Genomic DNA, 14,220 nt, shown 5'->3' on the forward strand with positions numbered 1-14,220 from the left:
GGTTTCGCTTGCGCTTGCACTTTCGTCCGAGCGCTTGCGGGACATCGAACGGCGTCAACGGAATCCTGCCCGCCCACAGCATATTGTAAAGCGTCTTGGTGCATGGGATGCCTTCCTCGTCGAACCGTTTGTTCGCCCTGGCATCCCCGACGCACATATCGATCGACCACTTGTCCTTGCGTATTTTTTCGGTCATCCAACGCAGGAATGGAGCACAGACCTCGCCGTCAACCTTGTATGGTCGTTTGGAGTTCTTTCTATGCGCGAGGTAAGCCTGCTGCCCTCGTTTTGCCGTATATTGCGGAGACCGCCCGCGAGCAGATCGGCGTTCAGGCGTCCCACGTGTAATCTCATAGTGGATCGCCGTGTGCGAGCATCCAACCCGTGCGGCTATGGCGCGAAGCGAGAATCCCTCACGGTGAAGTGCCTGTATTTGCCCTCTTTCATCAAGGGTAAAGTGCTTTCCCGATTTACGAACAGCTTCCATTGTGGTAGAATAGGCGTAATCCATAGTGATTGCTCTTTTGCTGATGTTTTGTAGCGGAACCATTATAGCACGGGATGTCACTATGGATTTTGTTTTTGTTTAGCTGTTCAACTTCATTTTACAACGAACATTCTATATTTATTTCGTTCTGTTAGAGTTTCGTCCCGTGCTTTGGCACAAAGAATGCGCTCATATCGATGCCCTCGTGTTCGAGCAGGGCAATCTTCATCGAGAGCCCCCCGCCGTAGCCGGTGAGGCTGCCGTTCGTGCCGACGACGCGATGGCAGGGGATGATGATGGAGATGGGGTTGTGGCCGACGGCGCCGCCGACCGCCTGTGCGGACATGCAGGATTTGCCCGTCAGGGCGGCAACCTCCCGCGCGAGCGCGCCGTAGGTTGTCGTCGTGCCATAGGGAATGCAGCAGAGCAATCGCCACACAGCCTGACGGAATACGCTCCCGCGCGGGGCGAGGGGGAGTTCCTCTATGGCGGGTCTCTCTCCCGCAAAGTAACGCGCGAGCCATTCCTTCGTCTCCCGGAGGAGCGGCGTCTCGCGCTCCTCTACCGTCTCCCCGCAGAGGTCTGACGCATAGTCCTGCCCCGCGATCCAGAGCCCGATGAGCGCCCCTTCGCGCTCTGCGAGCAGGATGTCCCCGAGCGGCGATGTGTAACGTATGGTATAGGTCATCCAATCCCCTCCCGAGGAATATTTTTGCGTGCCGACACGGTTCAGCCCCGCAATAGAACGCGAACCGAGCGTGAACCTACGGCGTTCATGCTGCCGCCTAGTATAGCATAAATCGGCGCGTTCCTCCATATATCTCTCTATCTGCACAAACGCAGCGCCCTCGTTAAAGCTGCCCGCTCCCATCTCGAACAGGTTCGCGTTTTCAAATAAAAAGGCGCCGATGCCCGCCCCATGCGAGGAGTTCATCGACGCCTGATTCAGACGGTATACGTCTGATATGATTGTTCCAATCGAAGTTTAGGGATGAACAGCAACACGGAATCTATCAGGTTACGATATGCGCTTGACCTTCCAATAGAAGTTGGAAGGAGAATCTGACCTCGAAACCTTCAGCTCTGCGCCATTATTATATACATTAACCTTGGAAAGAAACGTAGCCCCTGGGCAGTAGGTCCACTGACAATATAACGTCCCCTCATCCACATAGAAGCCTTCCATAACCGTTCGTCCAACATCATCAAAAGACTTTGAGCCATTTAACTGCTTTATCGTCCCGACGAGTTCTCCATCTACCATATGCAGATTGAATACCATACTGCCTGCATTAGCTCCCCATGTATACGTTTGCTCCACAACCCGATAATCGCCCTGCAGGTCTGATATCGTCATTGCCTGCGCCGGGGAGCTGCCGAATACGCAGAGCGCAAACGCCGCCGCGATGAAACCGAACAGCCTCAAAAATTGACCCATCTTTACCATCATAAACATCCTTTCTAACAATACAGTTCATCCCCATCGTATGGAAAGGTTCGCTGCGCTTTTCGCGTTTCAAACCTCAATACACATAATTTCATTAAGCCTATGCGCTATTTTAGGCAACGCCGCCCACGCCCTACGGGAAGGGAAAAATCCAACCATCCTAACATCAATCCCATCGAAAGCGCCGTGAAAATATCAGCTGCTTTTTGGATAAATTTTTCCCATTCTGTTCCGGTGACGAATACGAACGCAACTGTTGATACAAACAAGCCCAATAAACCGAGTCCCAGTAGTTTCTCTGTTATCTGACTTCCCACATAGGAAAATCGTACAAGAAGCAACGTCGCGACTGCCGGCAACGCATTCTGTCCAACCATCTCGCATACGCTTCCGCGCGGTGCGCAGCGTTCCATGAAGATAATGAGAAGGAGAAAGAGCAACGACAATACAGTAATCGCCACACGGTCTTCTTTCGCCTTTTTCACCATATAAGTTGCTGCGCCACATAGCACAGCAAACGAAAAAAATTCCACAATAACAAATATCTCCATAGATCTCCTTTCCAATCGTCTTTACTCCAAGTATATTATTCCCCCCCCCGTGGATTTTCCTGCCTGTTCTAAAAATATTTTTATCTCAAACTTCGCAGATGAATAATCTGCTGTAATCCTTAAAATATCTATCTTCTTGGCAAATAAAACAGCATGAGCAACATCCATTTGGTATAATTTTAAGTGTCAACCAAAAACATCCAATGGAGGCTTATGCTATGAACAGTATAACACAAAATCACCAAGACGAGAAGCTGCTTTCCAAGAACATGCAAGTCTTTTCCGTCGCTATCAAGTCGGTCGCATCCTCCGTGCGGCAAATGCGTACAAGCTTCGCGGCATTCCTGTCCTCAGCATCTTCCTGCTGACGTTCCGTATGGTGTTCCAGCAGCGTTCCGTTTACACGCAGATGCATCTCCATAGGACCGCTATGCCTTTTGGCAAGGATACGTCCTGCCGCTTCATGAACTCTTGCCGAATCCACTGGCACAGATTCACGACAGAGATTGCCGCCGCCATCATCTATGACACGCTCGCTCCCCTGACTCATGCGGATCGCATCAACGTGCTCATCCTTGACGATTCCATCTACCATCGCGCCCGCTCCAAAAAGGTGGAGCTTCTCGCCCGCCTCTACGACCATGCCAAGAAGGAGTTCTCCTATGGCTTCCGCTTACTCCTCCACAACTTCTATACTTTTAAATGTATACCTTTACCTCTCAAATTTTCTATGCAATCAGCCAGATATTCAATATTATGCTCTTTGTAAATTGGGCTGCTTATAATTTCCTCTTTAAGATTATCGTACTTTTCTGCTGTCCTTCCTCTATAATTTTTATCTTTCCATTCCGCAGAAACATTATATCCTCTTTTTTCCATCTCCTCCATAACCAATACATGGTAAATAAAAAGATGATACGGGGAATATGTAAACACATAGTCCACAGTTTTATGTCTCTTTTTCCATCCATTGCCCCTCAGAGCACAACATTCCCTATGTTGTCCAAGAAGCTGATTTTTGGGCAATAAGTGGATAAGTTTTTCATGCCATAGTCTCATATTGTTCTCCTGTTAATGTTGTGGTCAAGGGTTTTTGTAAGGCAAATTGCAAGTTTAATTGTCGCAAGTTCTCGTTAAACTTTTAGCCCTAAATTGCAATATCAAATCGGGCAGTAGAGTACAACAGAATCAAAAATTATGTGTGAAGAGTTTTCAAGGCGGTATCGAAGCGTTCTTGCGGAGTTTCGTAGTCTAGGATCTTGCGTGGCAGCGTATTGATCCAATCTTCCATGAAAATTATACCATAGAACACGCCGTGTTGCCTAATGCTTCTTTGAAAGAGATATTCAAAACATACAATATGACGAATGGAAGCTCTCCTATATTCTCACCCCTCAACACCAATCTCAATCCCACCCTTGAAAACAACGGTAATCTGTCCGTCCTCCTTGACCACAATGTGATCGAGCAACCCGCCCCACAAATCTTCATCAAACTCGCTCTGCTCCCCGTTGATACCACAAATCGTATATATCATGCCCTCCAAGGTCTTTCTCTTGCCCTCCCTCTCGGCAATTTGCCCACTCAAGTTTTCCAAATGCCCCTGCTTTTCCACATAGAGTGCGCGAATCTCATTTTCCTGTTTCAGATACTCCGTCTGATCCTGTGCCACCCGTGCATTCTCACGAATCAGCATTTCGAGCCGTTCTGTCAAAACGCCGAGTTCCTGCTCTGTTCTATCGTGTTCCTCAGTCAACTCCCCTGTCTGGCAAACGCCGTTAATCAGGGATCTGAGTTCTGCGATCACGTTCTCTTTGACTTCCACCAAGGAATTCAATGCCTTGACGAAAATCTGTTTGATTTCCTCCTCCGTCAGATGCCTCGTGCTGCACGGCTTTCCCTTTTGGGAATATTTCTTATTGCAGCGGTAGATGACTCTGCGGTACTTATCGGTCGAGTGCCACACTTTCGCCCCGTACCAACCACCACAGCAGCCGCATTTGATTTTGTTCGCGAAGATGCTTACGCCACTGTGCTTGCCGTTCTGCTCTCTGCGTTTTATCTCCGACTGCACAAAGTCGAATAAGTCCGGCGGAATAATCGCCTCGTGATGTTCCTCCACATAGTACTGCGGAATCTCGCCCGTATTCTTCCGTCTCGTCTTATCCAAGAAGTCTGCCGTATACTCTTTCTGGATCAGTGCATCGCCACGGTACTTCTCATTTGTAAGGATGGAGCGCACTGTGGAGATGTACCACTTGTCCTTTCCCGACGGGGATTTGATTCCCCGCTTCTCCAACTCCTTGGTGATGGCATAGAAGGATCGCCCGCCAAGGAAGAGTTTGTAGATGAGTCTCACGATTTTTGCCTGTTCTTCGTTGATTTCGAAGTCCTTGTCATAGCCGAGAAAGGCACTGTAGCCCACACTGGTCTTGCCCTCGGCGAACTGCTTCCGCTTGCCCCATGTCGTGTTCTCCGAGATGCTGCGGCTCTCCTCCTGAGCCAGGCTGGACATAATCGTTATAAGGAGTTCTCCGCGCGTGTCGAACGTCCAAATGTTCTCTTTTTCAAAGTAAATCTCTACGCCGTTTTCCTTGAGTTTGCGGACATTCTGCAGAGAATCCACTGTGTTTCTTGCAAATCGGCTGACCGACTTTGTAATGATAAGATCGATCTTGCCGGCAAGGGCATCCTCGATCATCTGGTTGAACCCGTCACGCTTCTTTGTGTTGGTGCCGCTTATCCCTTCGTCCGAATACATACCGACGAAATCCCAGTCTGCACGGCTCTCAATGTAGTTCTTGTAATGCGCCATCTGCATTTCGTAACTGGAAGCCTGTTCTTCATGATCGGTCGAAACTCTGGCATATCCTGCCGTTCTGCGCCGCCTTGGTTCTGCCGCAACTTCTGACCGAAACACTCTGGGAGTTGCAGGAATCATCCGCACTGTCTTTGCCATCGGTATGCGCCTCCTTCTTTGAGTTGAAATATGACTTCATCGTCGGATATGATGATCCGCTCGACGTTCTGCACAATCTTTCCTTCGCAGCAGTCACCGAACAAAGATTCTGCCGCTTCCTTTAGTTCGGATTCGGGCAGCCGCTTCAGTCCGCATTTCGTGCGCGGCTGACTGCAAGACCACACTTTTGCTCCCTTCGTCCATATATCGCGCTCACACTTGCTGCCGCAGGAAGTACAGTAGACTTTGTTCGTAAAGGGATTGCTTCCTCGCTGCCCGTTGTAGATTCGGGCAGTCTTTTTTATACGTCCGTTCACAAGATGGAAGTCGATCCGATCACCGTAAATGACGATCTTGGACACCTTGCGTTTGAGTTCTGCAGTATCAAAATCATCCTTCTCCATGACGGTTCTGACCGCAGCCACAAGCTCCTCTTCCTTGATCGGACGGCTATCGCAAGCAGTGCTGCCCTTCCGCTCTCTTGTGTTGCAGCCCCATCGCCTGTACTTCCCGGCAGTTCTTCTGCTGAAGCCGCCTCCGCAGCATCCACATTTCACCATTCCGGAAAACGGCATTAGCACAGGATTCCGATTGGCCGCCCCTTCGGCTCTCCGTTTCCGTATCTCCTGTGCCTTGTCGAAATCTTCCTTTGACACCAGAGGTTCGAACATCCCTTCCACCAGATACATGGGCAGTTCGCCTTTATTCCGTTTGCGGATATGCCCCTCGCTGATGTAGTTCTTCTGCAGCGCCATTGTGCCCGTGTAGGAGATGTTGGAGAGGATGTCCTTTACCGTGGTCTGCTCGATGGGTCTCCCCTGCCGTCCTGTGATTCCGCGCCCCGCGAGTATCTTTGCGATGGCGTAGGCAGATTCCCCGGCAAGGTATCTGCGGTAAATTTCCTTGACGATCTTGCCCTCAGCAGGGATAATGCGAAACATCTCGCCGTCCCAAGTGTAGCCATAAGGCGGTTTATGCCCGTTCGGAATCCCCTGTACGAAACGTCGCCGCACACCCCACCGAATGTTGTCGCCGATGCTTCTGCTCTCTTCCTGCGCAAAGGATGCGAGCAGCGTCAAGAGCAGCTCTCCGTCCTCGGATGTGGAATCAATGTTCTCGCGCTCGAAGCGGACGGCGATCCCCTTCTCTTTCAACCGTCGAACGGTATGAAGGCAATCCACGGTGTCACGGGCAAAACGGCTGATGCTTTTAACCAGTACCAGATCAATCTTCCCGGCGTTGCAATCGGCGATCAGTCGCTTGAACTCCGTCCGATGCGTGGTACTCGTGCCTGTGATGCCTTCATCTGCGTACACGCCTGCGTATTCCCACGCGGGATTCTTCTGGATGAGATTGCTGTAGTGACTGACCTGCGCCGCAAGAGAGTGGTGAAGCGTATCCACAGAGACGCGGGCGTATGCCGCCACACGCAGCTTTTTCTGCAATATAGGGCTTGGTTGAACTCTTCGTATCTTCATGGTGCTCCCTCCTTTCCACTCCCATATTCCCGTACTATCCGCACGATAGCAAGTCAATATCTGAAAATAGAAGCCCGATGACGGGACGATATTTCTCGCGCATTTTCCCTTCAAACGCAAGATACTCGTCCTCTGACAAAAGTCCGCTCTGCAGCATTTTCCATGAAGCACGCATCACCATCTGATACGTCATTTCCCGTATTCCTTCTTCCTTGCTCATTTCAACATCTCCCTTCATGAAGCAGCAGACAAAAACGGCTCTTGTGGTCACCTTTGCGGGCATAAAAATAACCCGACGATCATTCGCCGGGCGTTGAGGTTAAAGCAGTTATTTATCTTTGAGGCTGTGCATCATGTCCTGCAATTTCTGCGGAACGGGAAGCCCCATTCGTGCTGCGTTCTCGATGATCGAGATTCCTTCATTCGAGATGTAGAAGAAGATCACGGCGGAGCGCAGGACGCAGCCGCTCCCGATGATGTGTACATCAAGGACGTTCGCCACGCCCATAAGGGTGAAGATGCAGACTTTTTTGCAGATGCCCTTAAAGCCGATGGCACTCGACAGTTTCTTTTCCACAATCGCACGGAGAACTCCTGTGATGTAGTCCGTCGCCACAAACACAACGAGGGCATAGAGCAGATCGTCAAAGCTGCCGAGGAACTCCCCAACAACGATGCCGATGCCCGCCGCATACAGACGTATGGTTAAAATCTGATCCATATCAGACACCCCCTGCTTTCTTCCATTTATTGAGATTGCTCATCCTGCGCAGCCGTCGCCTCTGTGCCGAGTTCCGAGAGAATCTTTTCGGCAGAGACGAATCCTCGGTATCTAGCCATCTTCCACCAACTCCCTGCATTCCATGACAAGCCATTGCTTCTTGCCGCCGAGCGGATAGGGCGGCGCAATGGGTGTGAGCGTTTTGTCACCCCAACGAATACGATCCGTCACTCGTACATCCGCACGGTAACGAATGACGATGCGGTAATCCACCTCCTGCACCTTCTCCGCATAACCGTCGGAGATTTTCGCCGCAAACGGAAGAACGAGCGCCCACGCCTTTGAAATCTCCTGCGCAGATGAGGAGAGGATATTTCCCTCATCATCCGTATCCGTCACGGGGCGCAGGATAGAAATTCGGTGACGCAGTTCGCTCATAGACACCTTCATCTAAAAGACCTCCTTCCGCACACCAAAGAGGAGCGAGCGCAGCGTCAGCGCAAGCCCTCTGTGATCCGCTTCCTCTCGGTGTTCGTAGAGATAGGACACGGCATAGAGAATTGCAACGCGCACAATCGCCTGATCTTCGACCTTGGACAGCTTCTTCACGCGCAGTAACGCTGTACAGATTTGTTCTGCCGTTTCCGTAAAGTGCGTGAGAAGGTCATCCTCCTCATCCCCGTCAATTCGCAGATATTGTTTCACTGCTGCAAGCGGCACAAGCATAGAACCACCTCCCCTCTTTGCCGCAAAACATAAATCAGCCCTTCATCTTGAGTGTCTGCACCGCTTCCTCAAGAACGAGCTTGCCGTCCACACGCTCCTTCATGACGTAGCCGACCATGCCGTTGCCTGCGAACAGCTCCTTCAGTTCCTGCAGGGAACGTGTCCCACGGTCGCCGATGTTGTAGTAGGAGTAATCGCCGAATGCAATGACGGTCTTGCCCGCCTCGACAGCAGGCATATATGCCGAAGAGTACACGGGATAGCCGAGCAGACGGTCGGGTTCGCCCATCTGGTAGGACGGCTGCCAGAAGTATGCGCCATTCGCATCCTTGAGCTTTCGGATGCTTGCAAGCGTCTGGTCGTTGACGATGAACGCCGCATTCTTGCGGTAGGGACGCTTGAGGCTGTAGACGAGTGTCACGAGTTCGTCCGCCTTGATGTCGGCACCTGCCGTGGTGACGGATGTCTTTGCCAACACGAGAAGACCCTTGGGCTTGTGCGTCCCATCGCCACTCAGGAATGCGTCCTCCTCTGCGTTGCCGAGTGCCTTGCCGAACTGCTCGATGAGGTAGTTCTCAAGGTTGAAGGCGTTGTCATAGAGAAGTTCCTCCGTCACCTTGACCGCAACGTGCAGCTTGTGCGCGTCGAGGACGATCTGGTCGAAGGTCGCGTCCCCAAAGGTAAGAGGTGCGCCTTCCTCAATCCACGATGCCGCAGGTTTGGTGGCGGCGATGTTGATCTTGTGCTCCCCGCTCGTGGTGATGACTGTCGCAAGCGGACGCAGAACGTTCTCTTCATTCAGAACGTCGATCAGACGCTGATCGTATTCCGCGGGAACGAGATAGCCGCCGTTTGCATCCACGCCTTCCTGCAGGACGTTCTCCACCTGCCGAAAGTTCGTGCGAAGTGCCTTGAGCATTGCTGCACGATATGCCTCGCTTGCCCGTCCCGTCTTTTCCGCATTGAGCGCAGCCCCCGGAATGTTGGTGATTGCCGCCGTCACGGGCTTTGCAAGCTGTGCATCGAGAATCGCCTGACGCTCCATGCGCTCAATGTCCTTGCCGAGCGCGAGCACCTCGTTCTCCATCTGCTCATACGCCTTGGCATCTTCGGCTGTGAGATGCCCATCCTTTTCGTGAGAATCCAGAAACTGCTTTGCCTGTTCCCACATTTCTGCACGCTTCTCGCGCATTGCCATGATCTTATCCATGTTCTTGTCCCTCCGTTAATGTGAAATAGAAAAGAGCCGCTTCTTAAACGGCTCTGCATCGACATTGTGTGTTCCCTGCCCGAATTTCGAGAGCAGGGAGTTCGTGACAGCGGCACGGGAGAAGATCAGTCCGTCTGCCGTGTCTGTCACAGGACGCTGAACGTCCGTATAGAGAACGGAATCCGCAAATCCAAGCTCCACGGCTTTCTTTGCATTCATCCACGTCTCGGCATCCATCAGCCGTGAAATCTTCGCACGGGACAGCCCCGTCTTGATCTCGTAGGCGTTGATGATACTCTCCTTGATTTCGGCAAGGAACGTAATCGTCCGTTCCATCTCGTGCGTATCTCCGATGGAGACTGTCATGGGATTGTGGATCATCAACATCCCCAAGGGTGAAATCTCAACGGTCGATCCTGCCATCGCGACAACGGATGCGGCAGAGGCGGCAATCCCGTCAATTTTGACCGTGACCTCGCCGGGGTATTCCATGAGCATATTGTAAATCTGCGCCGCTGCATAGCAGTCCCCGCCCGGTGAGTTGATCCAGAGGTCAATATCTCCCTCGGCGGCGTTCAGTTCGGAACGGAACATCTGAGGTGTGACTTCATCGCCCCACCACGTTTCGTCCGAGATTTCACCATCCAGAAGCAAGATACGCTTCTCTCCCTCGTTCCGCACCCAATTCCAAAATTTACGTTTCATCACTTACTCCCTTCTGATTCCCTGCAAACAGCCCTGCGTCCTTCAGTTTCGTCATATTCCCGTTGATGAGATAGAGATCGCCGCCCTCGTCTGCATTGATAGGATTCATGTCCTCAAGGCTGCGGATGTCGTTCGCAGAGAGCCACCCGTTCTGCCGCCCGATGGCATATCCCTCCATGCGGCTCTTGTAGTCCCCGCGCAGAAGCCCGTCCACGTTGAAGCGGATGAAGTAGTCCTTCCGCTCCTTCTCCGTCAGCAGTGCTTTCTGCAGTGACTGCTCCCAACGAACGACCCATGGATTCAACGTGTACTTCACGAACTCCAACGACTGCTGCTCGATGTTCGAAAACGAGGATTTCTCCAAATCCCCGACCATATGCGGCGGCACACGGTAGAGCCGTGCAATCTCATCGATCTGGAACTTCCGTGTTTCAAGGAACTGTGCCTCCTCGGGTGGAATGGCAATCTGCTGATACTTCACCCCCTCTTCGAGAACTGCGATCCTACCTGTATTCATCGTACCACCGTAGACAGCGTGCCAGCTCTCACGGAGCTTCGACGGGTCTTTGAGGACGCCCGGATGCTCAAGCACGCCGCCCGGACGCGCACCGTTCTTGAAGAATGCAGCGCCGTATTCCTCTGTCGCGAGGGCAATCCCGATGGCGTTCTTTGCCATAGCAATCGGACTGTAGCCGACAAGTCCGTCGAAGCCTAGTCCCGGAATGTGGAGGACATCCTCACGGCGCAGACGAATCTGCCCCTTGTCCGCAAAATTCGGATTCTCCTCTGTGCTTCGCGTGTAGGTGTAGTAGAGTTCCCCCGTGCGGCTGTCGCGGCTCACATCCATCTTGTCCGGGAGGAGCGGATAGAGTCCGAGGACTCGCCCCCTTCCATCCCGAAGTATCTGGGCATAAGCATTTCCCCACAGGAGGAGATGTGCCATAAGAGTCTCGCGGAACACGAAACTCGTCATCTCAGGATTCGGTGCATCGTGAAGGAGGAAATACAGCGGATGCTCCGGCACGCGCTCCTTGCCCTGCCCTTTGTAAGCGTAAACGTGAAGCGGCAGTCCCGCGATGGATTCTGCAAGGATGCGGACACAGGCGTAGACTGCCGTTGTCTGCATTGCCGTCCGTTCGTTGACTGCCTTGCCCGCTGCCGTCTGCCCGAACAAAAAGGACAAGCCGCCAAGATGATTCATGGGCTTGTCCCGCGAACGGAAAAGTTTTGAGAAGATGTTCATGGTATCAGCAACCTTTCGATTAGGGTTAGGGAGAGTAAAATGGCACGTGGAAAAAATATCAACGTATTTCTTATGGACGATACACCAATCGGACGCATAAAATGCACCTTATCCAACTGGACTGGCACAGTCTATAAAATTCCAAGAACATCTCTTGAAAAATGTAAAGACCGTGACGATCTAAAACAGAGCGGCGTATATTTTCTCTTTGGCACATCCGATGAAACAGAAAAGCCCCTCGCCTATATAGGCCAAGCCGGTAATCGGAAAAACGGGAAAGGTATTCTCCATCGATTGCTTGAGCACAAGAAAGATGATTATTGGAACGAGGCTGTTGTCTTCACTACTTCAAACAACTCTTTCGGACCTACTGAAATAAGTTTTCTTGAGAATAAGTTTTGTAACCTTGCAATAGATGCGCAGCGATACGAGATAAAAAACGGAAATGAACCAACCCAGGGAAATATAACCGAGGAAAAAGAAAGCGAACTGGAAGAGTTTACTGAAAAAGCCCGTATAATCATGGGTGTATTAGGACACAAAATTTTCGAGCCACTATCAACAACAGTATCAGAAGAACAAATATCAAACTTTATAGAGAAAAGAACAAATGTGATTTTTTATCTATCAAGAAAAATACGGAAACTTGGCAGAACCATCGAAGCAAAAGGCAAGCATACGGCAGAGGGATTTGTTGTTTTACAAGGAAGCAAGGTCTCCCCAGTGGAGGATTCAACAATATCTGCTGGAATAAGTAAGCGCAGAAGAAAAGCCCATATATCCGACGGTATTCTCTTAGAAGATATGCTTTTCTCTAGCCCATCTGCCGCTGCAAGATTTCTTGTAGGGCAATCTACAAACGGTTTGATAGCATGGAAAACAGAAAACGGAACAACACTCAAAGAATACGAAAATTTAATGTTGGAATGAACGTTACTATCTTCGCGGCTCGAATCGCATATAAACTAACATTGCTTGTTATTCATATGCAGAGTAAATCATTTATTCCACCTGCCCTCCTTTTTCTACCCTCTCACAGCAACAAAATTCCTCGCTCGTCATAAATAGATGCTGAGGTATCATTCCCACAGCGGATCGCACGGTCGAGTGCCATGATGAGCGCAATCACACCATCAATCTTCTCGGTGGATTTCTCCTTGTCCACCTTGATGTTGCCCGCAGGGTCGGTGCGAATGAAGATATTGTCTGCCATCCAGCGCATGACGGGATGCCCGCCGTGCGCTATTTTCTTTTCCAGCGCCAGCTTCATCAGCTCCTTGGTCGGCGGACTCATATCCTTGAAGCCCTGCCCGAACGGTACGACGGTAAAGCCCATCCCTTCGAGGTTCTGCACCATCTGCACTGCGCCCCATCGGTCAAAGGCAATCTCGCGGATGTTGTACTTCTCGCCAAGCCGCTCAATGAACGCCTCGATGAATCCGTAATGCACGACATTCCCCTCTGTGGTCATAAGAAAGCCTTGCTTCTCCCACACGTCATAGGGAACATGGTCGCGACGCACACGCAGGTCGATGTTTTCCTCGGGAATCCAGAAGTACGGAAGCACGGCAAACGGCTCATCCTCCTCCGTCGGAGGAAAGACCAGAACAAATGCTGTAATATCCATCGTGGAGGAAAGGTCAAGACCGCCGTAGCAGACACGACCATCCAAGGACTCAGCGTCAACAGGGGCGGCACAGCTATCCCACTTGTCCATCGGCATCCACCGCACGGACTGCTTCACCCATTGATTCAGCCTCAACTGACGAAAACTGTTCTCCTCGGCAGGGTTCTGCCGTGCGGAATCACAGGCTGCCTGTACCTTGTCGATGCCGACCGTGATGCCGAGCGACGGATTCGACCGCCTCCAGACCTCCGGGTCTGTCCAGTCCTCATCCTCCTTTGCTCCGTAGATCACGGGATAGAAGGTCGGGTCGATCTTTCGCCCTTCGAGAATATCCTTCGCTTTCTGGTGCGTCTCGTAGCAGATGGACTGCGTATCCGTCCCCGCTGTGGTGATAAGGAAGTAGAGCGGCTGCATTCGCGCATCGCCAGAGCCTTTTGTCATAACGTCAAAGAGCTTGCGGCTCGGCTGTGTGTGCAGCTCATCAAATACCACGCCGTGAATATTGAACCCGTGTTTGGAGTACGCCTCTGCCGAAAGAACCTGATAGAAACTGTTCGTCGGCAAATACACCATGCGCTTCTGGGAGGCGAGGATCTTCACCCGCTTGCTGAGTGCAGGACACATACGCACCATGTCTGCTGCGACCTCGAATACGATGCTTGCTTGCTGACGATCAGCAGCACAGCCATACACCTCGGCTCGCTCCTCCCCGTCACCGCAGCAAAGGAGTAGTGCAACGGCGGCCGCGAGTTCGCTCTTCCCGTTCTTCTTCCCTATCTCGATATACGCTGTGTTGAACTGACGATAGCCGTTCGGCTTCAGAATTCCGAAAATGTCTCGGATAATGCGCTCCTGCCAGTCGATGAGTTCGAAGGGCTTTCCTGCCCACGTCCCCTTCGTATGGCACAGACACTCGATAAAACCCACGGCATAGTCCGCAGCGGCTTTGTCATAGTGCGCGTTCTCTGCCATAAACTTCGTCGGTGTGTAGTCCGTCAGTTTCCGCAAGCAATCACTCCCATCAAAAAAGAGCCGCTGTCAGCGACTCAAAAACACAGAAACGAGA

17 protein-coding genes are annotated in these 14,220 nt (G+C 51.5%); 1 reads left to right on the forward strand and 16 read right to left on the reverse strand.

Annotation, left to right across the window (positions count from 1 at the left end; genetic code table 11):
- The 15 genes from HMPREF9081_RS08150 to HMPREF9081_RS08220 form a co-directional block, all read right to left on the reverse strand.
- Positions 1 to 511: helix-turn-helix domain-containing protein (locus HMPREF9081_RS08150; protein WP_040394865.1), on the reverse strand; the 511-nt coding region annotated here is incomplete at its 3' end.
- A gap of 127 nt (positions 512 to 638) precedes the next feature.
- On the reverse strand, positions 639 to 1,175 hold the full coding sequence (locus HMPREF9081_RS08155; RefSeq protein WP_040394866.1) for a methylated-DNA--[protein]-cysteine S-methyltransferase: 537 nt from the start codon (positions 1,173 to 1,175) through the stop codon (positions 639 to 641).
- A gap of 330 nt (positions 1,176 to 1,505) precedes the next feature.
- The gene (locus HMPREF9081_RS08160; RefSeq protein ID WP_154647303.1) at positions 1,506 to 1,937 is read right to left on the reverse strand and encodes a hypothetical protein; all 432 of its coding nucleotides are present in this window, start codon (positions 1,935 to 1,937) and stop codon (positions 1,506 to 1,508) included.
- 104 nt (positions 1,938 to 2,041) lie between these two features.
- Complete coding sequence (locus HMPREF9081_RS08165) at positions 2,042 to 2,485, reverse strand: hypothetical protein (RefSeq protein WP_006306678.1); 444 nt, start codon at positions 2,483 to 2,485, stop codon at positions 2,042 to 2,044.
- 238 nt (positions 2,486 to 2,723) lie between these two features.
- Positions 2,724 to 3,128: a hypothetical protein gene (locus HMPREF9081_RS13895; protein ID WP_040394872.1), complete on the reverse strand. Its 405-nt coding sequence runs from the start codon at positions 3,126 to 3,128 to the stop codon at positions 2,724 to 2,726.
- A gap of 47 nt (positions 3,129 to 3,175) precedes the next feature.
- Entirely contained in the window at positions 3,176 to 3,544 is a 369-nt protein-coding gene (locus HMPREF9081_RS08175) for a TIGR02328 family protein (RefSeq protein WP_009349417.1), read from the reverse strand.
- A 328-nt stretch (positions 3,545 to 3,872) separates the two neighbouring features.
- On the reverse strand, positions 3,873 to 5,444 hold the full coding sequence (locus HMPREF9081_RS08180) for a recombinase family protein (RefSeq protein WP_006306681.1): 1,572 nt from the start codon (positions 5,442 to 5,444) through the stop codon (positions 3,873 to 3,875).
- Entirely contained in the window at positions 5,423 to 6,922 is a 1,500-nt protein-coding gene (locus HMPREF9081_RS08185) for a recombinase family protein (protein WP_006306682.1), read from the reverse strand. The genes HMPREF9081_RS08180 and HMPREF9081_RS08185 overlap by 22 nt, the downstream gene beginning before the upstream one ends.
- 34 nt (positions 6,923 to 6,956) lie before the next feature.
- Positions 6,957 to 7,142: an SHOCT domain-containing protein gene (locus HMPREF9081_RS08190; protein ID WP_040394881.1), complete on the reverse strand. Its 186-nt coding sequence runs from the start codon at positions 7,140 to 7,142 to the stop codon at positions 6,957 to 6,959.
- Positions 7,143 to 7,250: 108 nt separating this feature from the next.
- Positions 7,251 to 7,643, reverse strand: a complete 393-nt coding sequence (locus HMPREF9081_RS08195) for a phage holin family protein (protein ID WP_006306684.1) — start codon at positions 7,641 to 7,643, stop codon at positions 7,251 to 7,253.
- A 111-nt stretch (positions 7,644 to 7,754) separates the two neighbouring features.
- Entirely contained in the window at positions 7,755 to 8,093 is a 339-nt protein-coding gene (locus HMPREF9081_RS08200; RefSeq protein WP_006306685.1) for a phage head closure protein, read from the reverse strand.
- A complete protein-coding gene (locus tag HMPREF9081_RS08205; protein WP_006306686.1) occupies positions 8,094 to 8,369 on the reverse strand; it encodes a head-tail connector protein in 276 nt (91 codons plus the stop codon). It lies immediately after the preceding gene.
- Positions 8,370 to 8,403: 34 nt separating this feature from the next.
- On the reverse strand, positions 8,404 to 9,579 hold the full coding sequence (locus HMPREF9081_RS08210; protein WP_006306687.1) for a phage major capsid protein: 1,176 nt from the start codon (positions 9,577 to 9,579) through the stop codon (positions 8,404 to 8,406).
- Between the two features lie 15 nt (positions 9,580 to 9,594).
- Entirely contained in the window at positions 9,595 to 10,284 is a 690-nt protein-coding gene (locus HMPREF9081_RS08215; protein WP_006306688.1) for a head maturation protease, ClpP-related, read from the reverse strand.
- Positions 10,274 to 11,527: a phage portal protein gene (locus tag HMPREF9081_RS08220; protein WP_006306689.1), complete on the reverse strand. Its 1,254-nt coding sequence runs from the start codon at positions 11,525 to 11,527 to the stop codon at positions 10,274 to 10,276. The genes HMPREF9081_RS08215 and HMPREF9081_RS08220 overlap by 11 nt, the downstream gene beginning before the upstream one ends.
- A gap of 39 nt (positions 11,528 to 11,566) precedes the next feature.
- On the opposite strand from HMPREF9081_RS08220, the gene HMPREF9081_RS08225 reads away from it, so the two are divergent.
- Positions 11,567 to 12,457 carry a GIY-YIG nuclease family protein gene (locus HMPREF9081_RS08225; RefSeq protein WP_006306690.1) on the forward strand — a complete coding sequence of 297 codons (891 nt, stop codon included), beginning with the start codon at positions 11,567 to 11,569 and terminating at the stop codon, positions 12,455 to 12,457.
- Between the two features lie 103 nt (positions 12,458 to 12,560).
- On the opposite strand, the gene HMPREF9081_RS08230 is transcribed toward HMPREF9081_RS08225, so the two are convergent.
- A complete protein-coding gene (locus tag HMPREF9081_RS08230; protein WP_006306691.1) occupies positions 12,561 to 14,162 on the reverse strand; it encodes a terminase large subunit in 1,602 nt (533 codons plus the stop codon).
- Between the last annotated feature and the right edge of the window lie 58 nt (positions 14,163 to 14,220).

It is taken from the genome of Centipeda periodontii DSM 2778, from assembly GCF_000213975.1.
GTDB classification, from domain to species: Bacteria; Bacillota; Negativicutes; order Selenomonadales; family Selenomonadaceae; genus Centipeda; species Centipeda periodontii.